A 17,590-nucleotide genomic window follows, 5' to 3' on the forward strand; every position below is an offset into this window, starting at 1 on the left:
AAAAAAGGCAAAAAAATGATCGAGCCTCTTCTATGTGGAATTGTTTTAGGTTTAGTTCCAATAACTCTTCTTGGATTATTCGTAAGTGCATGGAATCAATACAGAAGAGGTTCAGGGATGCTGGACATTGATTAAAAATGTTAATCTTGATTGCCCATAATTTCTTACATCTATAGTTTCCCATAAAGTACTTTTTTTAATAAATATGTTTGGAGAATGTTCACAAATAACTATTGAATCTTTTTTTAAAAAATTACAATTAAATATTTGATTTAAAACTAATTCGTGAAAATTAGCATCATATGGAGGATCTAGATAAACAAAATCAAATTTAAATTTTGTTAAATCAAAAATTCTTGATGATAAGTTTCTCTCGTGATTTGGTTTTGTCCAGTTCAAAACGTCTTTACAAATAACATCAATATCGTTTTTCCTATTGTTTATATCCTGCAAAGAGAGTAAATTTTTTAAGCAAATTTTTGAGTTGTTTTTGTTTTTTTCAATTGCAATTATTTTTCTTGCACCATGATTATATGCCTCACAAGATATCGATCCTGTTCCACTAAATAAATCTAACCAGTTACTATTTTCAACCCTTTTATTTAGTATATTAAATAAAGCCTCTCTAACTCTTAATGTTGTAGGTCTCGTATAAATATTATTTGGGCTTTGGAGTCTTTTACCTCCTATTAATCTTAAGTTAGATTTCATCAGTAATTATGTGCTATTTAATATTACTAAGCCACCTTCTCAAAAGTTTTTCTCCAGTTTTACCAGATTTTTCCGGATGAAATTGACAAGCCAATAAATTATCATGCTCAATCATTGCAGTTAATTTTTCGGAACCATAATTTACCTGAGCTGCAATAATATTTAAGTCGTCTGGGATTGCATGATAGGAATGTACAAAATAGACCCAATTATTTAATTCTTTAAGCTCTAGTAAAGTATTTGGTTTTGTAGATAAAAGTTGGCACCAACCCATATGTGGGATTCTTTGGTTAACAATATTAGGTATTTTTTGTATTTTTCCTTTTAAAATTCCCAGACCTTGAACTTTTCCTTCATCGCTTGATTCAAAAAGGAGTTGGAGACCTAAACAAATCCCCAAAAAAGACTTCCCGCTTATGATCCATTTTTTTAAATCACTTATCAAATCAGTATTTATAAGATTATTCATTGCAGGATCAAAGGCTCCAACCCCAGGAAGTATTATCGCCTTACAAAGATTGGACTCATTAAAGTTTTTAATTAATATTATTTCTTCTCCAAGACTTTCTAGAGATTTTGTTACGGAATGAATGTTACCCATCCCATAATCTATAAGTCCAATTTTGTGCAAAGTTTTTTATTCTATAAATGCTTAGTTAAAGTGCTCGCAAGAGTTGCTTTTGGCACAGCACCAACAACAGTATCAACCTTTTGACCACCTTTAAAGATCATTAATGTAGGAATACTTCTAATTCCGTATTGACTGGCAACATTCGGATTTTCATCTGTATTTAATTTAAAAACTTTAATTTTCCCTTCAAAGTCTTTTGAGATTTCCTCTACAACTGGTGCAACCATCCTACATGGACCACACCATGGTGCCCAAAAATCAACCAATACTGGTAGATCACTTTGAAGTACATCCTTGTCAAATGAAGAGTCAGTTACGGCTGGAGCTGATGACATAATTTAAGTATTCCTTTTTGAAAATTTAGCAGGCAATTCTTTTAAGTGATGATTTCATTACAGATAAAATAATATAAGTAACAAAATATCTAAAAAAGCCCGATTAATCGGGCGATTTAGTGTGTGAGGAGTATGGGGTTTCCCCCATCATTTCATAATAACTCCTAATTAGATAATTGTTCAATTTAATGTTTAATTCTCTAAGTTTTTATAATACTGGTCTAAATGAACTACTTACCCATTCCAAGCTGCTGAGCTTTTTGATAAACCTTACCTTCTGTAAGAAGCGATGGTGCGATAACTATTTCAACTTCATGCATTTCTTTTATGTTTTTAGCCCCAAGAGTACTCATTGATGTTCTAATGGCCCCTAATAAGTTATGTGTCCCATCATCAAGTAGAGCTGGGCCTTTAATTATCCTTTCTAACGATCCTGTAGAACCAACTTCAATTCTTGTACCCCTTGGTAATACAGGACTTGGAGTTGCCATGCCCCAGTGAAATCCTTTACCTGGAGCATTTGAGGATTTAGCTATTGGTGATCCAATCATTACAGAATCTGCACCACACGCTAAACATTTACAAATATCTCCGCCCGTAACAATTCCCCCATCACCAATAATAGGAATATAACGACCACTTTCTTTAAAGTAATCATTCCTTGCAGTACTACAATCAGCTATTGCGGTAGCTTGAGGGATTCCAATTCCTAATACACCTCTTGAAGTACATGCCGCTCCAGGTCCTATACCAACCATTAAACCTGCAACTCCAGCATTCATAAGAAGTTTGGCAACTTCATAAGTGACACAATTACCCGCTACGACTGGGACATTCATAGATTGGCAGAGATCTTTAATATTTAATGTTTCCTTACCTTCCATACCAAGATGTTCGGTTGAAACAACTGTTCCTTGAAGGAAAAATAAATCTATTTTGGAATTATTAAGTGTTTCTTTGTACTTAATAGCAGCTTGAGGAGTTCCACTAAAAGCTGCGATGCCACCTCTTTCTTTGACCTCATTTATTCTTTGTAAAATCAATTCTTCCTTAACTGGTTCACTGTATATCTTCTGCATTAATGGAACAAAATCATTCTTCCCTACTGATGCTATTTGATTCAGTATTACATCAGGGTTTTCATATCGGGCTTGTATCCCCTCCATATTAATAACACCTAAGGAGCCTAATTTTGTAAGTTCTACAGCTGTATTGACATCCACAACGCTGTCCATAGCACTAGCTACTATAGGAACTTCTCTCTTAAAATCACCTATTGACCAGGAAGGATCAGTCAATTCGTAATCAAGTGTTCTTTTACCAGGGACTAAAGCTATTTCATCGATGCCATAAGCCCTTCTGACGTTTTTATTTAAGCCAAGTTCAATATTCAAGGAATTATTTATTATTCTGATTAAATTAACAACTAAAGGGGTAATAAGCCAAGGTTTATTTAAAAACAACAGGTTTTATTTTGATTTGTGTGTAAATGTGAGTATTTGGGAATTAAATAAATCTTTTTTTTTATTCATTATGACAATCAGCGATTATTATTAAGAAAAGTATTTTTGTATGTCTGATAATCTAGATTCCGATAATTCAGGGTTAAGCGAAGATAAGGACCGAATTATTCAGACTGACTTAAGAAATGAGATGTCGCGCTCTTACCTAGAGTATGCAATGAGCGTTATTGTTGGTCGTGCTCTTCCAGATGCGAGGGACGGATTAAAACCTGTTCATAGAAGAATTCTTTATGCAATGTATGAACTTGGTTTAACCAGCGGTAGGCCATACAGAAAATGTGCAAGAGTTGTTGGAGAAGTACTAGGTAAATACCACCCTCATGGCGATACTGCTGTTTATGATGCTTTGGTTAGGATGGCTCAGGATTTCTCTATGAGGATGCCACTTATAGATGGCCATGGAAACTTTGGTTCTGTTGATAACGACCCTCCAGCAGCAATGAGATATACAGAATCTCGTTTACAGTCTCTTACAGATGAAAGTTTATTAGAGGATATTGAATCTGAAACTGTAGATTTCGCCGATAATTTTGACGGTTCCCAGCAAGAACCAACAGTTTTACCTGCTAGGATTCCTCAACTACTACTAAATGGATCATCTGGAATAGCAGTAGGAATGGCGACTAATATTCCACCTCATAACTTAGGAGAATTAATTAGTGGTCTTAAATCAATCATCAATAACCCTTCGATTCAAGATAGAGAACTTTTTGAAATAATTAAGGGTCCTGATTTTCCCACAGGTGGTCAAATCTTAGGCAGAGATGGTATCAGAGAAACTTTCAAGACAGGGAGAGGTTCAATAACCATGAGAGGTGTGGCAAATATTGAGCAAATTAAATCCAGTGGTAGAGCAGAAAAAGATGCAGTAATAATTACAGAGCTTCCATTTCAAACTAATAAAGCGGCATTGATAGAGAGAATTGCTGACTTGGTTAATGAAAAAAAATTAGAAGGTATTTCTGATATTAGAGATGAAAGTGATCGAGATGGGATGAGGATTGTTATTGAACTAAAAAGAGATGCCTACCCACAAGTAGTTTTAAATAATTTATTTAAGTTAACACCTCTACAAAATAACTTTAGTGCAAATATCCTTGCTTTAGTAAAAGGAGAGCCCACAACACTTTCACTCAGGAAAATGTTAGACGTTTTTCTAGATTTTAGGGTTGAGACAATAAGGAGAAGAACAGCATTTTTATTAAAAAAGGCAGAAGAAAGAGATCATATTGTAAAGGGTCTTTTATTGGCCTTAGATGCTATGGATCAAATTATAAATCTAATAAGATCAGCGAAAGATTCAATATCAGCTCGAGAAAAACTACAAAACGACCATAAATTATCTTCCATACAGGCAGATGCAATTCTACAAATGCAGTTAAGAAGATTAACAGCACTTGAAGCAGATAAAATCAAAGGGGAACATAATGAGTTAACCCGAAAAATCAATCTATATCAGCAAATATTAAATAGTAAAGAAAGAATTTTTGAAATTATTCTTGAAGAACTTAATAAAATCGATGAAAGGTTCTCTTCTCCTAGGAAAACAGAAATACTAGATTTAGGCGGCGGATTAGATGATATTGATCTCATAGCAAATGATAGATCCGTAGTTCTATTAACTGAAGCAGGTTATTTGAAAAGAATGCCTGTTAATGATTTCGAATCTACCAGTCGTGGTTCAAGGGGTAAAGCTGGCACAAAAACCAAAGAAGATGATGACGTGAAATTATTTATAAGCTGTAACGATCATGATACTCTTTTGCTTTTCAGTGATAAAGGAGTAGCTTATGCTCTCCCTGCCTATAGGGTTCCTATGAGTAGCAGAACAGCAAAAGGGACTCCATCAGTTCAACTTCTCCCAATTCCAAGAGAAGAAAAAATAACTTCACTAGTTGCTGTGGATTCTTTTGTTGACGATCGTTATTTATTAATGCTAACCAAATCTGGCTTTATAAAAAGAACTGCACTTTCTGCTTTCTCAAAAATTCGTTCAAATGGACTAATAGCAATTAATCTTGAAGATGGAGACGCCCTAACCTGGGTCAGATTATCAAAAGAAGGTGATAGTGTTTTAATTGGATCTAAAACAGGAATGGCGATTCATTTCAGACTAGATATTAATGAATTAAGACCACTTGGCAGAACAGCAAGAGGGGTTAAATCAATGAACTTGAGAGAAGGAGACAATCTAGTTTCTATGGATGTTTTAACATCTAATTTGGTTGATCAATTGGCTAAAATTGAAGATCTTACTGATGATCTTGAAGATAATGTTGAGGAAAACTCTTCAGATGGACCATGGGTATTAATAGCCAGTGCATTTGGACTAGGAAAGAGAGTACCTGTAGCTCAGTTTAGATTACAAAAAAGAGCAGGCATGGGTTTGAGAGCAATTAAATTTAGAATTAACGATGATCAGCTAGTTTGTTTGAAGGTCCTTGGTGAGGGAGAAGAATTGCTACTTGTGACCGAAAAAGGGGTAATAGTAAGAACAAACGCTGATAAAATCTCTCAGCAATCTAGGGCAGCTACAGGAGTAAAATTACAAAGATTAGATGACGGTGATCATTTGTCTGAAGTAGTATTGGTACCTCATGAACAAATACAGGAAGAAGACCAACCTAGCACAGTTGAACAAAATTAAAAGCCTTATGGTTATCTAAATAATATGGAAATACTTGATATTTTAATTTTAGGTTCAGGTCCTGCAGCATTATGTTTAGCTTCAGAATTAGCCAAGGAGGATCTAAATATTAAGGGAATATCAACAAAATCTCCAAATGAAAAATGGGAGAATACATATGGTATCTGGGCATCTGAATTAGAAGAATTAGGGTTAGAGTCCTTGTTGTCACACCGATGGTGTAAAACAGTTAGTTTTTTTGGAGATGGGGAAAATAAAAAAGGGGATACTCCAACAAAACACAATTATGATTATGGTTTAATAAATCAAGAAGCCTTTCAAAATGAGCTTTTAAAAAAATGTAAAGGTATTGAATGGTTAAATGAAACAGCAAAAGACATTAAAGAAAAAAATAAACTATCTGAGGTAATTTGTTTTTCAGGTCTCAAAATAAAGGCGAGACTAGTTATTGACGCAAGTGGTCATAAAAGTAGTTTTATCAAAAGACCAGTTCAAAAGGAAATCGCTCAACAAGCCGCTTACGGAATTGTAGGTAAATTTACATCACCACCTGTCAATAAAGAACAATTTGTTCTAATGGATTTTCGTCCAAATCATTTAAACAATGAAGAAAAGTTATCATCTCCCTCCTTTCTTTATGCAATGGATCTTGGCAACGAGACTTTTTTTGTTGAAGAAACTTCATTAGCTAGTTATCCTGCATTATCCCAAGAAAATCTTAAAAAAAGACTTTATAAAAGACTTAATAGTAAGGGTATTGAGGTAAGTGAAATTTTTCATGAAGAGAATTGCCTTTTCCCTATGAATTTACCCCTTCCATTTAAAAAACAATTTGTACTTGGTTTCGGAGGGTCTGCAAGTATGGTTCATCCTGCATCAGGATACATGGTTGGATCTTTATTAAGAAGGGCTCCACTTCTTGCACAAAAATTAGCAATCTTTTTAAAAGAACCTCATTTAAGTTCACTAGAGTTAGCTTCAAAAGGTTGGGAAATCCTATGGCCTTACGAGTTAACACAAAGGCATAAACTTTACCAATATGGTCTAAGAAGATTGATGAGTTTTGACGAAAGTAGATTAAGAAGCTTTTTCTCAAATTTCTTTAGATTATCAACCAATGAATGGGTAGGTTTTCTTACTAATACACTTCCACTTCCAAAACTAATTTACGTGATGAGTAAGATGTTTATAAATTCACCTCTAAAAGTAAAACTAGGAATGCTCAAGTTAAATTAATATTTTTATTTTCGCCAATCATCAATATTGATATCTGGGAAAACTTTATCTTCTTCCTCAATATCTTCAAGAAATTTTAAATTAATATTTGAATGATTTTTAATCATTTCAACTATTTTCCAGAACCTGAACAAATGTCTTTCTATCCTCTCTTTTGCAAGCTCAGTTGTAGTTCCAGCTCTTAGTATAAAACTCCAATCAGAGGACTCAGAGAGAAGTAATTCTCTTGCTGCTTGTTTGAAAAGTCTTGGAGATAAGTCATTATTAAAATTTTTCGAGCATAACTCAACAAAAGTTGACCCTGCTTGAGTGATTTCCGGAACAATCCACGCATTTGCATCATTAATCCAATAGTTATGGTAACCTCCTTGTCCCCAGCTTGATGGTGATGGATCGCAAATCTGAAGATTTGGCTTTTGAATTAAGAATTCTTTTAAATTTGTAAGCTTAATTGAATATTTAGTAGAGTTTTTTAAAATATTTTCAATGAAAAAAGGTCCTTCATACCACCAATGACCAAATAACTCTGCATCGAATGGAGCTACCAATAAGGGCTTAAAGGAAGAGGATAATGTTAATTTTTCTAATTGCTTGGACCTCGCGAGAAGATAAGAATCAGCATGTTCTGCAACCTTCTTTTTGGCTTCATTTTCTAAGTAAAACTCCTTTTCCCCTAATGGCACCTTATCATCTGTAATCTTATGAAACTTCAATCCCAAAGGTCTTTTAGTTGAGATACCTTTCTTTTGGAGTTTGGAGACAGGTAATTCCCATCCCAAATCTTTATGAAATTCCCGATAAACTTTGTCTCCCGGGAAACCGTCTTTTGAAGACCATACGGGTAAAGTTGACTCATTATCTCTTCCAAAGAAGGCAACTCCTTTTTTCGAGCATATTGGAGCGTACACGCCATACCTAGGCCTTGGTGTAGCGTTTAGAATACCGTGACCATCTAAGATTGCATATCTAATTCCGGAATTAAATAACATTTCATCTAAATTCTCATAATATGCACATTCAGGTAACCAAATACCTAAAGGCATAGTTCCAAAAATATTTTCATGATTCCTTATGGCAGTATTGATTTGTCCTTTAACAGTCTCTGGATTCTCCCTTAATATTGGCAAATATCCGTGTGTGGCAGCACAAGTAAGAATATCCAAATTACCAGATTTATTTAAAACTCTAAACTTTTCAATTAAATTTCCAGAACAATTTTGCCAATATAAGTATTTGTTATTAAGGTTATTCAATAAAAATCCAGAGGCATTTTTTTCTTCTTTTGGCAGTTCTTTTAAGAAATCTTTTCTTGTTTCAATCCAACTTGGGAATGTTTCTTGAATTTTTTTATTATTTAGAAGTGATAATAATGTCGGAGACAAACTAATAGTAAGTTTGGTATTTAAAGGATTTTCATTTTTAGAGGATTCTATTGATTGAAGTAGTGGTATGTAACATTCCAAAATCGCCTGAAATAACCAATCCTCTTCTAGGGAGTTTTTTTCATTTTTTCTGACATAAGGTAGATGAGCATGTAAAACTATCGCTAACTGTCCTAAAACATTATTTTTAGAGTATTGCCCATTCATACTTTTTAAATTTATGCCTATGGTTCTACAAAAAATCGAAATTATTTTTTATAAAAAGAAGGTTTTAATCATAAAAGAATACTTTAAAAATTAAAGTATTTGATTTTTTTTTTCAGAATTTTAACCAATATTATTTAAGTTATAAACTTTCATCAAATTTTTTTTGAACACAATCTAGTCAAAATTTTTTAATTAGCTTAATATAAGCTTAGGTTATTCCTTCTGATGTCAAAAGATCCTGGAAGAATTTTGATCTTTGATACAACTCTCCGAGATGGAGAGCAATCTCCTGGTGCCAGTTTAAATCTCGAAGAAAAACTTGCTATCGCCCATCAATTAGCAAGACTAGGAGTAGATGTAATTGAAGCTGGATTCCCTTTCGCAAGTCCAGGAGATTTTAAAGCTGTTAATAAAATTGCTAATGCCGTAGGGAAAGAAAATGGACCTATAATTTGCGGTTTAGCTAGAGCATCTAAAGGAGATATAAAAGCATGTTACGAAGCAGTAAGTCCAGCTCCGAAAAGAAGGATACATACTTTTATTGCGACTAGTGATATTCACCTTAAACATAAACTTAAAAAATCCAGAAAAGATGTTCTTCAAATAGTTCCAGAAATGGTTAATTATGCAAAATCCTTAGTAGATGATATTGAGTTTTCTTGTGAAGATGCCTCAAGAAGTGATCCTGAATTTTTATACGAAGTGATTCAACTAGCAATTACTGCAGGAGCGACAACAATAAACATCCCTGATACTGTTGGATTTACAACTCCTAGTGAATTTGGCAAACTAATTACCGATATAAATAAAAATGTTCCAAATATTGATGAGGCAGTAATTTCGGTTCATGGGCATAATGATTTAGGTTTAGCAGTAGCTAATTTTCTTGAAGCAGTAAAAAATGGAGCAAGACAACTAGAATGTACTATTAACGGAATTGGTGAAAGAGCCGGAAATGCCTCTCTAGAAGAATTAGTAATGGCACTTCATGTTCGGAAAAGTTTTTTTAATAGTTTTTTCAAAAGAAATCCTAATTCACCAACGCCTCTTACTGCCATAAGAACCGAAGAAATAACAAAAACCTCTAGGCTTGTTTCCAACCTAACTGGAATGACTGTACAACCAAATAAAGCAATTGTGGGAGCTAATGCTTTTGCACATGAGTCAGGCATTCATCAAGATGGGGTTTTAAAAAATAGACTAACTTACGAAATTATCGATGCACAAACTGTTGGTTTGAGTGATAACAAAATATCTTTGGGGAAACTTAGTGGAAGAAGTGCAGTAAGAGCAAGATTAGAAGAGATGGGATATGACTTGAGCCGAGAAGATTTAAATGATGCTTTTGCTCGTTTTAAGGATTTAGCTGACAGGAAAAGAGAAATTACTGATAGAGACTTAGAGGCAATTGTAAGTGAACAAGTTCAGCTCCCAGAAGCTAAATTTCAATTAAGTCTTGTTCAAGTAAGTTGCGGTAACGCATCTAAACCTACTGCCACCATTTCGCTTCTAAACACAGAAGATAATACTGAGGATACTGCTGTATCAATAGGTACTGGACCCGTTGATGCCGTATGCGAGGCTTTAAATAAATTAGCTAAAGTTCCTAATGAATTAATTGAATTTTCTGTTAAGTCGGTAACAGAGGGAATTGACGCTTTGGGCGAAGTAACAATAAGAATAAGGAGGGATAATAAAATATATTCTGGTCATTCTGCGGATACAGATGTTGTAGTTGCGGCAGCGAATGCTTACGTTAATGCTTTAAATAGGCTAGTGTTTTCTGAGAAAAAAAATTCAATTCACCCACAATATGATAATTTAGAAAATTCGAATAACACATTTCTATCCAAACACTCAGATTAAAGTATTTTTTAGGAATATTAAGTAGCATTAAAAATTGTCTCTTAATATTGTAGATTAATCTCATAGCTAAAGCAGTTAATAATGAGAGAAAGGTTACTAGGATATTGGTCACTTTCATGGGTTGGGTTAATCAGTAATATAATTGCACTTCCAATAATTGCTCTAATTATTAGTTATGGGCCTCCACTAAAAGTTGCGAATATAACTCTTGCCATAAGTCTTGGTTGGCCTGCGGCGATCGTTGGAATAGTTTCTTCAGCAGCTCTTTTAGCAGAGAGAAAATGGGGAGTAACTTTAACTTTAGTATCTCTATCAATGGTAATTTCTGGTACAGGTCCTTATTCAGTAGTGAGACTCATAACTCTTAAAGATATTTTTGGAATTGGTGGGTTTACTCTTTTAACAACATTATTAAGTACATTAGCTCTTATATATTGGTGTAATCCAAAACATCGAAGAAGTATTAGGCTCTAAAATTAAAATTAAGAAAAAGTATTATTCTTACTGGTTGGATACTGAATTCTTCTATGTCTAATTCTTTTCCACACATTCAAAAATGCCCTTTTTATTAGAAAAATTTCTCCTTTCGATAAATTACTATCATCTAATTGACCATCTTTTTGACGCGAGTAGATAATATTAGATATTGTTTCCAAAGCTTCTTCATCAGATGCGTTAATATTCATAGCTCTTAGTGCTGCTTCACATCCATCTGCAAGCATTAAAACAGCTGTTTCTTTTGACTGAGGAATAGGGCCTTTATATCTAAAATAATATTCATTTATGTCGAGATCTTTTTCTTTAGCTTTTTGAAAAAAATATCCCATCTTTAGAGTACCTTGATGTTCGGGGATAAAATTAGCTATCAGTTTAGGTAATCTATTTTTTCTTGCAAATCTCAATCCCTCATCAACGTGTGCCTGTAAGACTTCTGCACTTTTAATCGGATCATCTAATTCGTCATGCGGATTTTTTAAACCATCCTGATTTTCGATAAACCAATTAGGTGCATGTAATTTCCCAACATCATGATATAGAGCTCCAGTTTTAATTAGATCAATATCACCACCAATCATTCTTGTAGCTTCCTCTGCTAGACCACATATAAGTAAGGTATGTTCAAAAGTACCAGGAGCTTCAAGAGACAATCTTCTAATAAGAGGTTTCTCTTTATCAGCCAATTCGAGTAATCTTGCTTTAGTTAATAATCCGAATATCGATTCAAAAATAGGAATAAATAAAATAGTAAAAAGCATTACGATTGCCAATAGCAAGGAATCAGAAAATATATCCCCATTAGCTAAAACAAAATCTTGGTTATTAATAAGAGATGTTTTATCTTTACCTATCAATATCCATTGGCTCAAGAACGATCCTATGGGAACAAAAATAGATAGTTGAAGTAACTGAGCTCTACTTCTTATTCTTCCTCCAAGTAGAGATACTACTGAAGAGCTAACTAATAAAATAAAAAATAAATTATTATTTATAGCAACTGTTGGGTCTGGCCAACTAAAACTTGCTATTGATACCCAAGTTAAAGCTGTTATACTTCCCATTCCTTGAGATATTATTAATGCCGGTGGAATTATCATAGATAATGGACTTATGGTTGAAGCCAGGGCTAATTTCGTAGCTTGTACTGCTAAAAGAAGAGTAACGATCAAGAAGATCTGTCTTGAAGAAATTGTGGGATTCTCTTTTTTTGAAACTAATATCAAAATTCCTGAACTAATAAGTATTTCAGTAAAGGTCAAAAGCCAAGAAAAAATATCTACGATATTTAAAGGCGAGATAAGAAGTAGTTTATAAGAAGAAATTATTGAAGTTAAAATACATATTAAAAAAATTATGAGATTATCTATTCTTGAAATTTTAGTTGGTTGTTTAACTGGAACTTGACTTCGACTCCACAGATAAATCAATTTCTTTAAGTTAGTTGTGATGTTTTGCACAGAATATAAATAAATCTATTTGAATAATTTAAAATTATAGGCATGCTAGGTGTAAAAAGGAGATGTTTTTCTAAATGTCATTAAAATTAGACGGTAAAAAATTATCTCTTGAAATTGAAAAAAGATTAAATGAGTATATCTCTAGTAATAAAAAATTCGCAAAAAGAGTTCCAGGTTTAGCTGTAATAAGGATAGGTGAAGACCCTGCGAGTGGAGTTTACGTTAATAACAAGGAAAAAGCATGTTCAAGGATTGGAATAAAGAGTTTTATCTTTCATTTAAAAGATTGTGTAGATCAAAAAGAAGTTGAACAATTAATAATCAAACTTAATTCTGAAGAAGAAATTGATGGAATGTTGCTACAACTTCCTATACCAAAGAAGTTTGATGAGCAAAAACTGATCAGCTATATTAAACCAAGCAAAGATGTAGATGGATTAAATGAGATAAACATCGGCAAATTAGTGAAAAATGAGCCTGCGATGAGATCATGCACACCAGCAGGAATTATTAATTTATTAAGATCCCAAAATATTACAATTGAAGGAAAAAAAATTGTTGTTATTGGAAGGAGTTTGCTTGTTGGCAAACCGCTATCGCTTATGTTGTTGAATCTTAATGGCACAGTAACGATGACTCATTCAAAAACATTAAATTTGAATAAAGTCTGTAGAGAAGCTGACATTCTAATTGTGGCTGCAGGAAAACCTAATCTTGTAGATTCGAGTTTTGTGAAAGAAGGAGCAGTAATTATTGATGTTGGAATACATAGATTAAAAAGTAACGATAAAAATCAAACCAGATTATGTGGCGATGTATTATTAGAAGATGTCATTTCTAAAGTATTTGCTTACACACCTGTACCAGGTGGTGTTGGACCAATGACCGTAACAATGTTACTTGTAAATACTATTTTTAGCTGGCAAAAACAATTTGGTTTATCATCAACTCTTAGTGACCTTTTGCCATAAACTCCAAGATGAAAAAAATTTTACTCAAGGCATAAAATGACTGAAGTTATAAATAGTATTTCTGATTTTGAAAAATATCTTAAAAAAACAAAAAAGATTGTAGAAGAAGCACTTGATTTCTCCTTGGGTCCTGAGAATCCAGAAATATTAAGAGAATCAATGAGATATTCCCTGTTAGCTGGAGGGAAGAGAATTCGTCCAATTTTATGTTTAGCATCTTGCTCACTGGCGGGAGGAAAACCCTCTCTAGCTGTTCCCACTGCAGTAGCGATAGAAATGATCCATACAATGTCCTTGATTCATGATGATCTGCCCGCTATGGATAATGATGACTTGAGGAGAGGTAGGCCGACAAATCATAAAGTATATGGTGATGCAATAGCTATTCTTGCAGGCGATGCTTTATTAACCAGAGCTTTTGAAATGGTCTCTTTAAGAAGCCCTGGAGTCGATCCAAATAGATTATTAAATGTAGTTGGCGAATTATCCCTAGTTGCTGGTGCACCAGGCCTAGTCGGGGGGCAAGTTGTTGATTTGGAATGCGAAGGCAAAGAAGTCGACCTTGAAACTCTCGAATATATTCATCTTCACAAGACTGGGGCTTTATTGAAGGCCTGCGTTAGAACAGGTGCGATGATCGCAGGAGCTAACGAAAAACTATTACAAGCTCTGACTACATATGCAGAGGGAATTGGTTTAGCCTTCCAAATAATAGATGATATTCTTGATTTAACTTCCAGCAGTGAAAAGCTTGGTAAAACTGCCGGCAAAGATCTTTTAGCTGACAAAACTACTTACCCTAAATTACTTGGAATGGAGGAGTCAAAGAAAAGAGCATTTGATTTAGTTGAAAAAGCAAAAAAAGCAATAGAACCTTGGGGTGAAGATGCAAAGTATTTAATATCTTTAGCCGACTTTATTACAAATAGAGACAGATAATTATTTTTAATTTATGTCTGAGTTTTTTTCCCTTTTTAATAATTCAGTTCTTTTCTGGAGCCTATTATCCTGTTTGCTAGCGCAATTTTTTAAAATTGTATTCAATTTCTTTTCAACTGGAGAAATAAGATTTGGAATTATGTTCGAGACGGGTGGTATGCCCTCAAGTCATTCTGCCTTAATAACTGGCGCTGCATCTGGTATAGGTTATGAATTAGGATTTGATAGCTCAATATTCGCATTATCAGTTGCTGTAGCGCTAATAGTTATGTATGACGCAAGTGGTGTTCGAAAATCAGCTGGGATTCAAGCTGCAGAAATTAATAAACTATCAAAAAAACTAGACCCGCAATCTGAATTAATGTTAAAAGAAACCTTGGGTCATACGAAAATTGAGGTCATGGTGGGAAGTTTTTTAGGACCATTAATCACTTTGTCTGGAATGTTTTTTTTAGGTTCTCCTCTCAAAATTTTTGATTTGATAATTAATTAAGAATTCTTTGAAAAAGTAATTTGGGTGGCCTCTATAAAGTTTTTTGCAACTTCTGGAGAACTTGGCAAATGTAAGTGAATCCAACTTGCATGTAATTTTTCATCAAAAAAGCCTTCATTTTTGTATTCGGTTTCCCAAGATTTAATTTTCCATGGGGAAGAAAGATTCTTCTGATGCTCAGCTTTTCCAGAATCAAGTTCAGATAAATTATTTTCAATTTCCCAATAATGAAATTCATGTCCTCTAATTAATTGATTTTGTTTGATGATTGGAGTATCTTTTAAACCCTCAATGTATCTATAACCTACTGAAAGTTTACTTTTTTTTGATATAAAAGGCAGGACACCACTCATTTTATGATTATTACCATTTTCATCTTTTATGAAGTCACCTAAAATCATCATCCCTCCACACTCAGCATATATAAATCCTTTTTTGCGGAATTTCCTTAACGAATTTAAGCTTTTTGTAGAGTTACTTATATGATCAGCATATTTTTCAGGGAACCCCCCAGGAATAATTAAAGAAGAAGCCTCATTAGGTATTTCTTCATCATCATAAATACTCCATGAAATCAACGGTATACCTATTTCACTCAAAAACTCCTTAGTTTCAGGGTATTGAAAATGAAAGATTTTATCTTCTGCAATTGCGATAGGCTTACTTTTGTCTATTTTAAAATCTTTAAAATTGAAAGAATTAAACATTTTCTTTTGAGGAGATTTCAGAAATTTAATAAGAGAAAATACATCAAGATTTGTTTCGGCGAAATTTGCAAAATATGAAACATCAATTTCTTTTCCATTATCCATTGGAGATATCAAACCTAAATTAGATTTGTTTAAAGTTATTTTTGAATCAGATGGTAAAAAACCAAGAATTTCGATATCTTCATTTTTAAAAACTTCTTTGATTAATTTTTTATGTCTATCTGAATTAACGTTGTTAAATATAATTCCTGCTATTGACAACTCACTATCGAAATCTCTAAAACCTCGAATAGTCGCCAAAAGAGAGGCTACTTGACCTCTAGCATTAACAATGAAAATTATTGGAGCTTTGAGAAGTTTAGAGATATTTGCTGTGCTGGAATAGGTTGTTGACCCTAGTCCATCAAACAGACCCATTGCTCCTTCAATTAAAGAGAATTCATATTTCAAAGAATGTTTAAAAAAACTTTCTTGAACCCATTCCTCACCACTTAAAAAAATATCTAAATTCCTGCAAATAGGTTGGCCAATCGAGCTGAGTTGTTGTTGATCAAGATAATCTGGGCCAACCTTGAAAGTTTGCATTTTTATACCTTTTGAGTAGGCCCAACAAGATAGCAAAAGAGATAATGTAGTTTTCCCGCTATCAGTTGAAGGAGAAGATATTACACAAGGCATCTATTAGTTATTCAAGCCATTAAATATTTGAAGGGCTATTTTAATGGAATTTTCAAAAAGAGGGCTGGTATTACCTCTACTACTTCCCAATAATTTACTAACATCGTACTCTGATGTAGAAAAAGAATTAGGAACAACTTGTTCTATTAAATCCATATTAGCCATTCCCCCTGCTTCAAGTCTCATACATTCCACTGATTCACAGCCAAGTATTACACAAGTGTTATTTTTTTGAACCTCACTAATTTTTGAAATCAGCCTCAATCCAATAACTTGTCCTAAATGAATACTTGGATTTCCCAAAGATAAGGGATTAATTGATGTAGAAATTATTTCGCCATTAATTCTTTTAAACTCTATTTTTGTTGATTCTATATCCCTTTCAACTCTTAGAAAAGACCAACCAAGTTTATCGCTAATCCATGAAATCAAAAACAACGCTTGAATCATATGATCTCCTGCAATATCAATGTCAATATCAGTAATATGATCTAAAATTGGCCTCCTCGAAGGCGGATCAAAAATCATTGCCAATGATTCCCTCCAGTTTTTCAATCTAACCCAATTCAAATCATTAATAGCTTTATTTGAATTATTTAATTGATCTAAAACTGTTAAACATCTTTGAGGCGATCCAAGAGCAGTATCAATTATTAACCTTAGACCATAATCAGTGAAATATTCGAAGATTTCAGGCGACTCATCCAAGCTTCCATTCCACCACAACCATGAAGGTAATTCATCAATAGATAATTCATCAATTATTTTTAATCCTTTATTATATATTGAGGCCGAACCCCCCCTAATAACAACTAAATCCCCACAAATAGATTGCATAGCTGGGGTATCACTTAATGGACAGTAAGCGGATACAAAAGTTTTGATATCTGAATTTTTATTTAATGTTGGCGCTAGAGTTATTAATCTTCTTGGATTCAATGTACTTATAGTTGATTCAAAAAATTGTCCTCTAAAATCTTCAAAGTCTTTATTAGATAAATTTTCCTTCAACAAATTCAATAATTCTTCACTATTAAGTGAAGTAGTAATAGGAAGTCCTTGATCTAATATAAATTTTTTAGCAACTTCAATTATCTCTGGATTTAAATTTCCAGTAATTGGTCCATTTACTAATCCTTTTTGAACCAAACATTGTTCTAGCCAAGCAGGCTGCCAGACCATTAACGTGAAAGTATTAGCTCCACTATTATCTTTATCTTCTGAAATCCATAATTTATTAAGGTAATTAGAAATTTCCTGATAAGGCAGCTCTAAAGGGGTTTGCAGTGTAAGTTGAGGTTTCATT

16 protein-coding genes are annotated in these 17,590 nt (G+C 33.4%); 8 read left to right on the forward strand and 8 right to left on the reverse strand.

What is annotated here, in order from left to right:
* Positions 1-15: 15 nt before the first annotated feature.
* Entirely contained in the window at positions 16-135 is a 120-nt protein-coding gene (petG, locus tag HA148_RS05575) for a cytochrome b6-f complex subunit V (protein ID WP_011376619.1), read from the forward strand.
* Here the strand turns inward: petG and rsmD are convergent.
* The 4 genes from rsmD to HA148_RS05595 form a co-directional block, all read right to left on the reverse strand.
* Positions 112-711, reverse strand: coding sequence for a 16S rRNA (guanine(966)-N(2))-methyltransferase RsmD (gene rsmD, locus HA148_RS05580; protein ID WP_209130938.1), 600 nt, complete (start codon positions 709-711; stop codon positions 112-114). The genes petG and rsmD overlap by 24 nt on opposite strands.
* 13 nt (positions 712-724) lie before the next feature.
* Positions 725-1,342 (reverse strand): imidazole glycerol phosphate synthase subunit HisH, encoded by a 618-nt coding sequence (gene hisH / locus HA148_RS05585; RefSeq protein ID WP_209130940.1) that lies wholly within the window; start codon positions 1,340-1,342, stop codon positions 725-727.
* An 11-nt stretch (positions 1,343-1,353) separates the two neighbouring features.
* The gene (trxA, locus tag HA148_RS05590; RefSeq protein ID WP_209130943.1) at positions 1,354-1,677 is read right to left on the reverse strand and encodes a thioredoxin; all 324 of its coding nucleotides are present in this window, start codon (positions 1,675-1,677) and stop codon (positions 1,354-1,356) included.
* Positions 1,678-1,907: 230 nt separating this feature from the next.
* Positions 1,908-3,071 (reverse strand): GuaB3 family IMP dehydrogenase-related protein, encoded by a 1,164-nt coding sequence (locus HA148_RS05595; protein WP_209131084.1) that lies wholly within the window; start codon positions 3,069-3,071, stop codon positions 1,908-1,910.
* 178 nt (positions 3,072-3,249) lie between these two features.
* Between HA148_RS05595 and gyrA the strand changes: the two genes are divergently transcribed.
* Both gyrA and crtL read left to right on the forward strand, forming a co-directional pair.
* Positions 3,250-5,847: a DNA gyrase subunit A gene (gene gyrA / locus HA148_RS05600; RefSeq protein WP_209130945.1), complete on the forward strand. Its 2,598-nt coding sequence runs from the start codon at positions 3,250-3,252 to the stop codon at positions 5,845-5,847.
* Positions 5,848-5,871: 24 nt separating this feature from the next.
* Positions 5,872-7,083 (forward strand): lycopene beta cyclase, encoded by a 1,212-nt coding sequence (gene crtL, locus HA148_RS05605; RefSeq protein WP_209130948.1) that lies wholly within the window; start codon positions 5,872-5,874, stop codon positions 7,081-7,083.
* Positions 7,084-7,088: 5 nt separating this feature from the next.
* On the opposite strand, the gene HA148_RS05610 is transcribed toward crtL, so the two are convergent.
* A complete protein-coding gene (locus HA148_RS05610; protein ID WP_209130950.1) occupies positions 7,089-8,672 on the reverse strand; it encodes a glycoside hydrolase family 57 protein in 1,584 nt (527 codons plus the stop codon).
* Positions 8,673-8,897: 225 nt separating this feature from the next.
* Here HA148_RS05610 and HA148_RS05615 point away from each other — a divergent pair, with 225 nt between their 5' ends.
* Together HA148_RS05615 and HA148_RS05620 are read left to right on the forward strand one after the other, a co-directional pair.
* A complete protein-coding gene (locus tag HA148_RS05615) occupies positions 8,898-10,538 on the forward strand; it encodes a 2-isopropylmalate synthase (protein ID WP_209130952.1) in 1,641 nt (546 codons plus the stop codon).
* Positions 10,539-10,619: 81 nt separating this feature from the next.
* A complete protein-coding gene (locus tag HA148_RS05620) occupies positions 10,620-11,012 on the forward strand; it encodes a hypothetical protein (RefSeq protein WP_209130955.1) in 393 nt (130 codons plus the stop codon).
* An 8-nt stretch (positions 11,013-11,020) separates the two neighbouring features.
* Here HA148_RS05620 and HA148_RS05625 read toward each other — a convergent pair whose 3' ends face one another.
* On the reverse strand, positions 11,021-12,493 hold the full coding sequence (locus tag HA148_RS05625; RefSeq protein ID WP_209130957.1) for an HDIG domain-containing metalloprotein: 1,473 nt from the start codon (positions 12,491-12,493) through the stop codon (positions 11,021-11,023).
* Positions 12,494-12,567: 74 nt separating this feature from the next.
* On the opposite strand from HA148_RS05625, the gene folD reads away from it, so the two are divergent.
* Genes folD through HA148_RS05640 form a run of 3 tightly spaced genes read left to right on the forward strand, consistent with a single transcriptional unit; the run spans position 12,568 to position 14,896 of the window.
* The gene (gene folD, locus HA148_RS05630; RefSeq protein WP_209130959.1) at positions 12,568-13,464 is read left to right on the forward strand and encodes a bifunctional methylenetetrahydrofolate dehydrogenase/methenyltetrahydrofolate cyclohydrolase FolD; all 897 of its coding nucleotides are present in this window, start codon (positions 12,568-12,570) and stop codon (positions 13,462-13,464) included.
* Positions 13,465-13,500: 36 nt separating this feature from the next.
* On the forward strand, positions 13,501-14,403 hold the full coding sequence (gene crtE / locus HA148_RS05635; protein WP_209130962.1) for a geranylgeranyl diphosphate synthase CrtE: 903 nt from the start codon (positions 13,501-13,503) through the stop codon (positions 14,401-14,403).
* A gap of 13 nt (positions 14,404-14,416) precedes the next feature.
* Positions 14,417-14,896, forward strand: coding sequence for a divergent PAP2 family protein (locus HA148_RS05640; protein WP_209130964.1), 480 nt, complete (start codon positions 14,417-14,419; stop codon positions 14,894-14,896).
* Here the strand turns inward: HA148_RS05640 and HA148_RS05645 are convergent.
* Positions 14,893-16,284 (reverse strand): cobyrinate a,c-diamide synthase, encoded by a 1,392-nt coding sequence (locus tag HA148_RS05645; RefSeq protein WP_209130966.1) that lies wholly within the window; start codon positions 16,282-16,284, stop codon positions 14,893-14,895. The two genes, HA148_RS05640 and HA148_RS05645, sit on opposite strands and share 4 nt — an antisense overlap.
* 3 nt (positions 16,285-16,287) lie before the next feature.
* Complete coding sequence (locus HA148_RS05650) at positions 16,288-17,589, reverse strand: glucose-6-phosphate dehydrogenase assembly protein OpcA (RefSeq protein ID WP_209130968.1); 1,302 nt, start codon at positions 17,587-17,589, stop codon at positions 16,288-16,290.
* Position 17,590: the final 1 nt, after the last annotated feature.

Origin of the sequence: Prochlorococcus marinus XMU1405, from assembly GCF_017696275.1 — a bacterium.
Taxonomy (GTDB): Bacteria; Cyanobacteriota; Cyanobacteriia; order PCC-6307; family Cyanobiaceae; genus Prochlorococcus_A; species Prochlorococcus_A marinus_AB.

Coding starts and splice junctions, on each gene's coding strand:
- HA148_RS05610 (WP_209130950.1), bottom strand. CDS start 8,672: ATGAATGGGCAATACTCTAAAAATAATGTTTTAGGACAGTTAGCGATA.
- crtE (WP_209130962.1), top strand. CDS start 13,501: ATGACTGAAGTTATAAATAGTATTTCTGATTTTGAAAAATATCTTAAA.
- crtL (WP_209130948.1), top strand. CDS start 5,872: ATGGAAATACTTGATATTTTAATTTTAGGTTCAGGTCCTGCAGCATTA.
- HA148_RS05615 (WP_209130952.1), top strand. CDS start 8,898: ATGTCAAAAGATCCTGGAAGAATTTTGATCTTTGATACAACTCTCCGA.
- HA148_RS05620 (WP_209130955.1), top strand. CDS start 10,620: ATGAGAGAAAGGTTACTAGGATATTGGTCACTTTCATGGGTTGGGTTA.
- rsmD (WP_209130938.1), bottom strand. CDS start 711: ATGAAATCTAACTTAAGATTAATAGGAGGTAAAAGACTCCAAAGCCCA.
- trxA (WP_209130943.1), bottom strand. CDS start 1,677: ATGTCATCAGCTCCAGCCGTAACTGACTCTTCATTTGACAAGGATGTA.
- HA148_RS05640 (WP_209130964.1), top strand. CDS start 14,417: ATGTCTGAGTTTTTTTCCCTTTTTAATAATTCAGTTCTTTTCTGGAGC.
- HA148_RS05650 (WP_209130968.1), bottom strand. CDS start 17,589: ATGAAACCTCAACTTACACTGCAAACCCCTTTAGAGCTGCCTTATCAG.
- folD (WP_209130959.1), top strand. CDS start 12,568: ATGTCATTAAAATTAGACGGTAAAAAATTATCTCTTGAAATTGAAAAA.
- HA148_RS05645 (WP_209130966.1), bottom strand. CDS start 16,284: ATGCCTTGTGTAATATCTTCTCCTTCAACTGATAGCGGGAAAACTACA.
- petG (WP_011376619.1), top strand. CDS start 16: ATGATCGAGCCTCTTCTATGTGGAATTGTTTTAGGTTTAGTTCCAATA.
- gyrA (WP_209130945.1), top strand. CDS start 3,250: ATGTCTGATAATCTAGATTCCGATAATTCAGGGTTAAGCGAAGATAAG.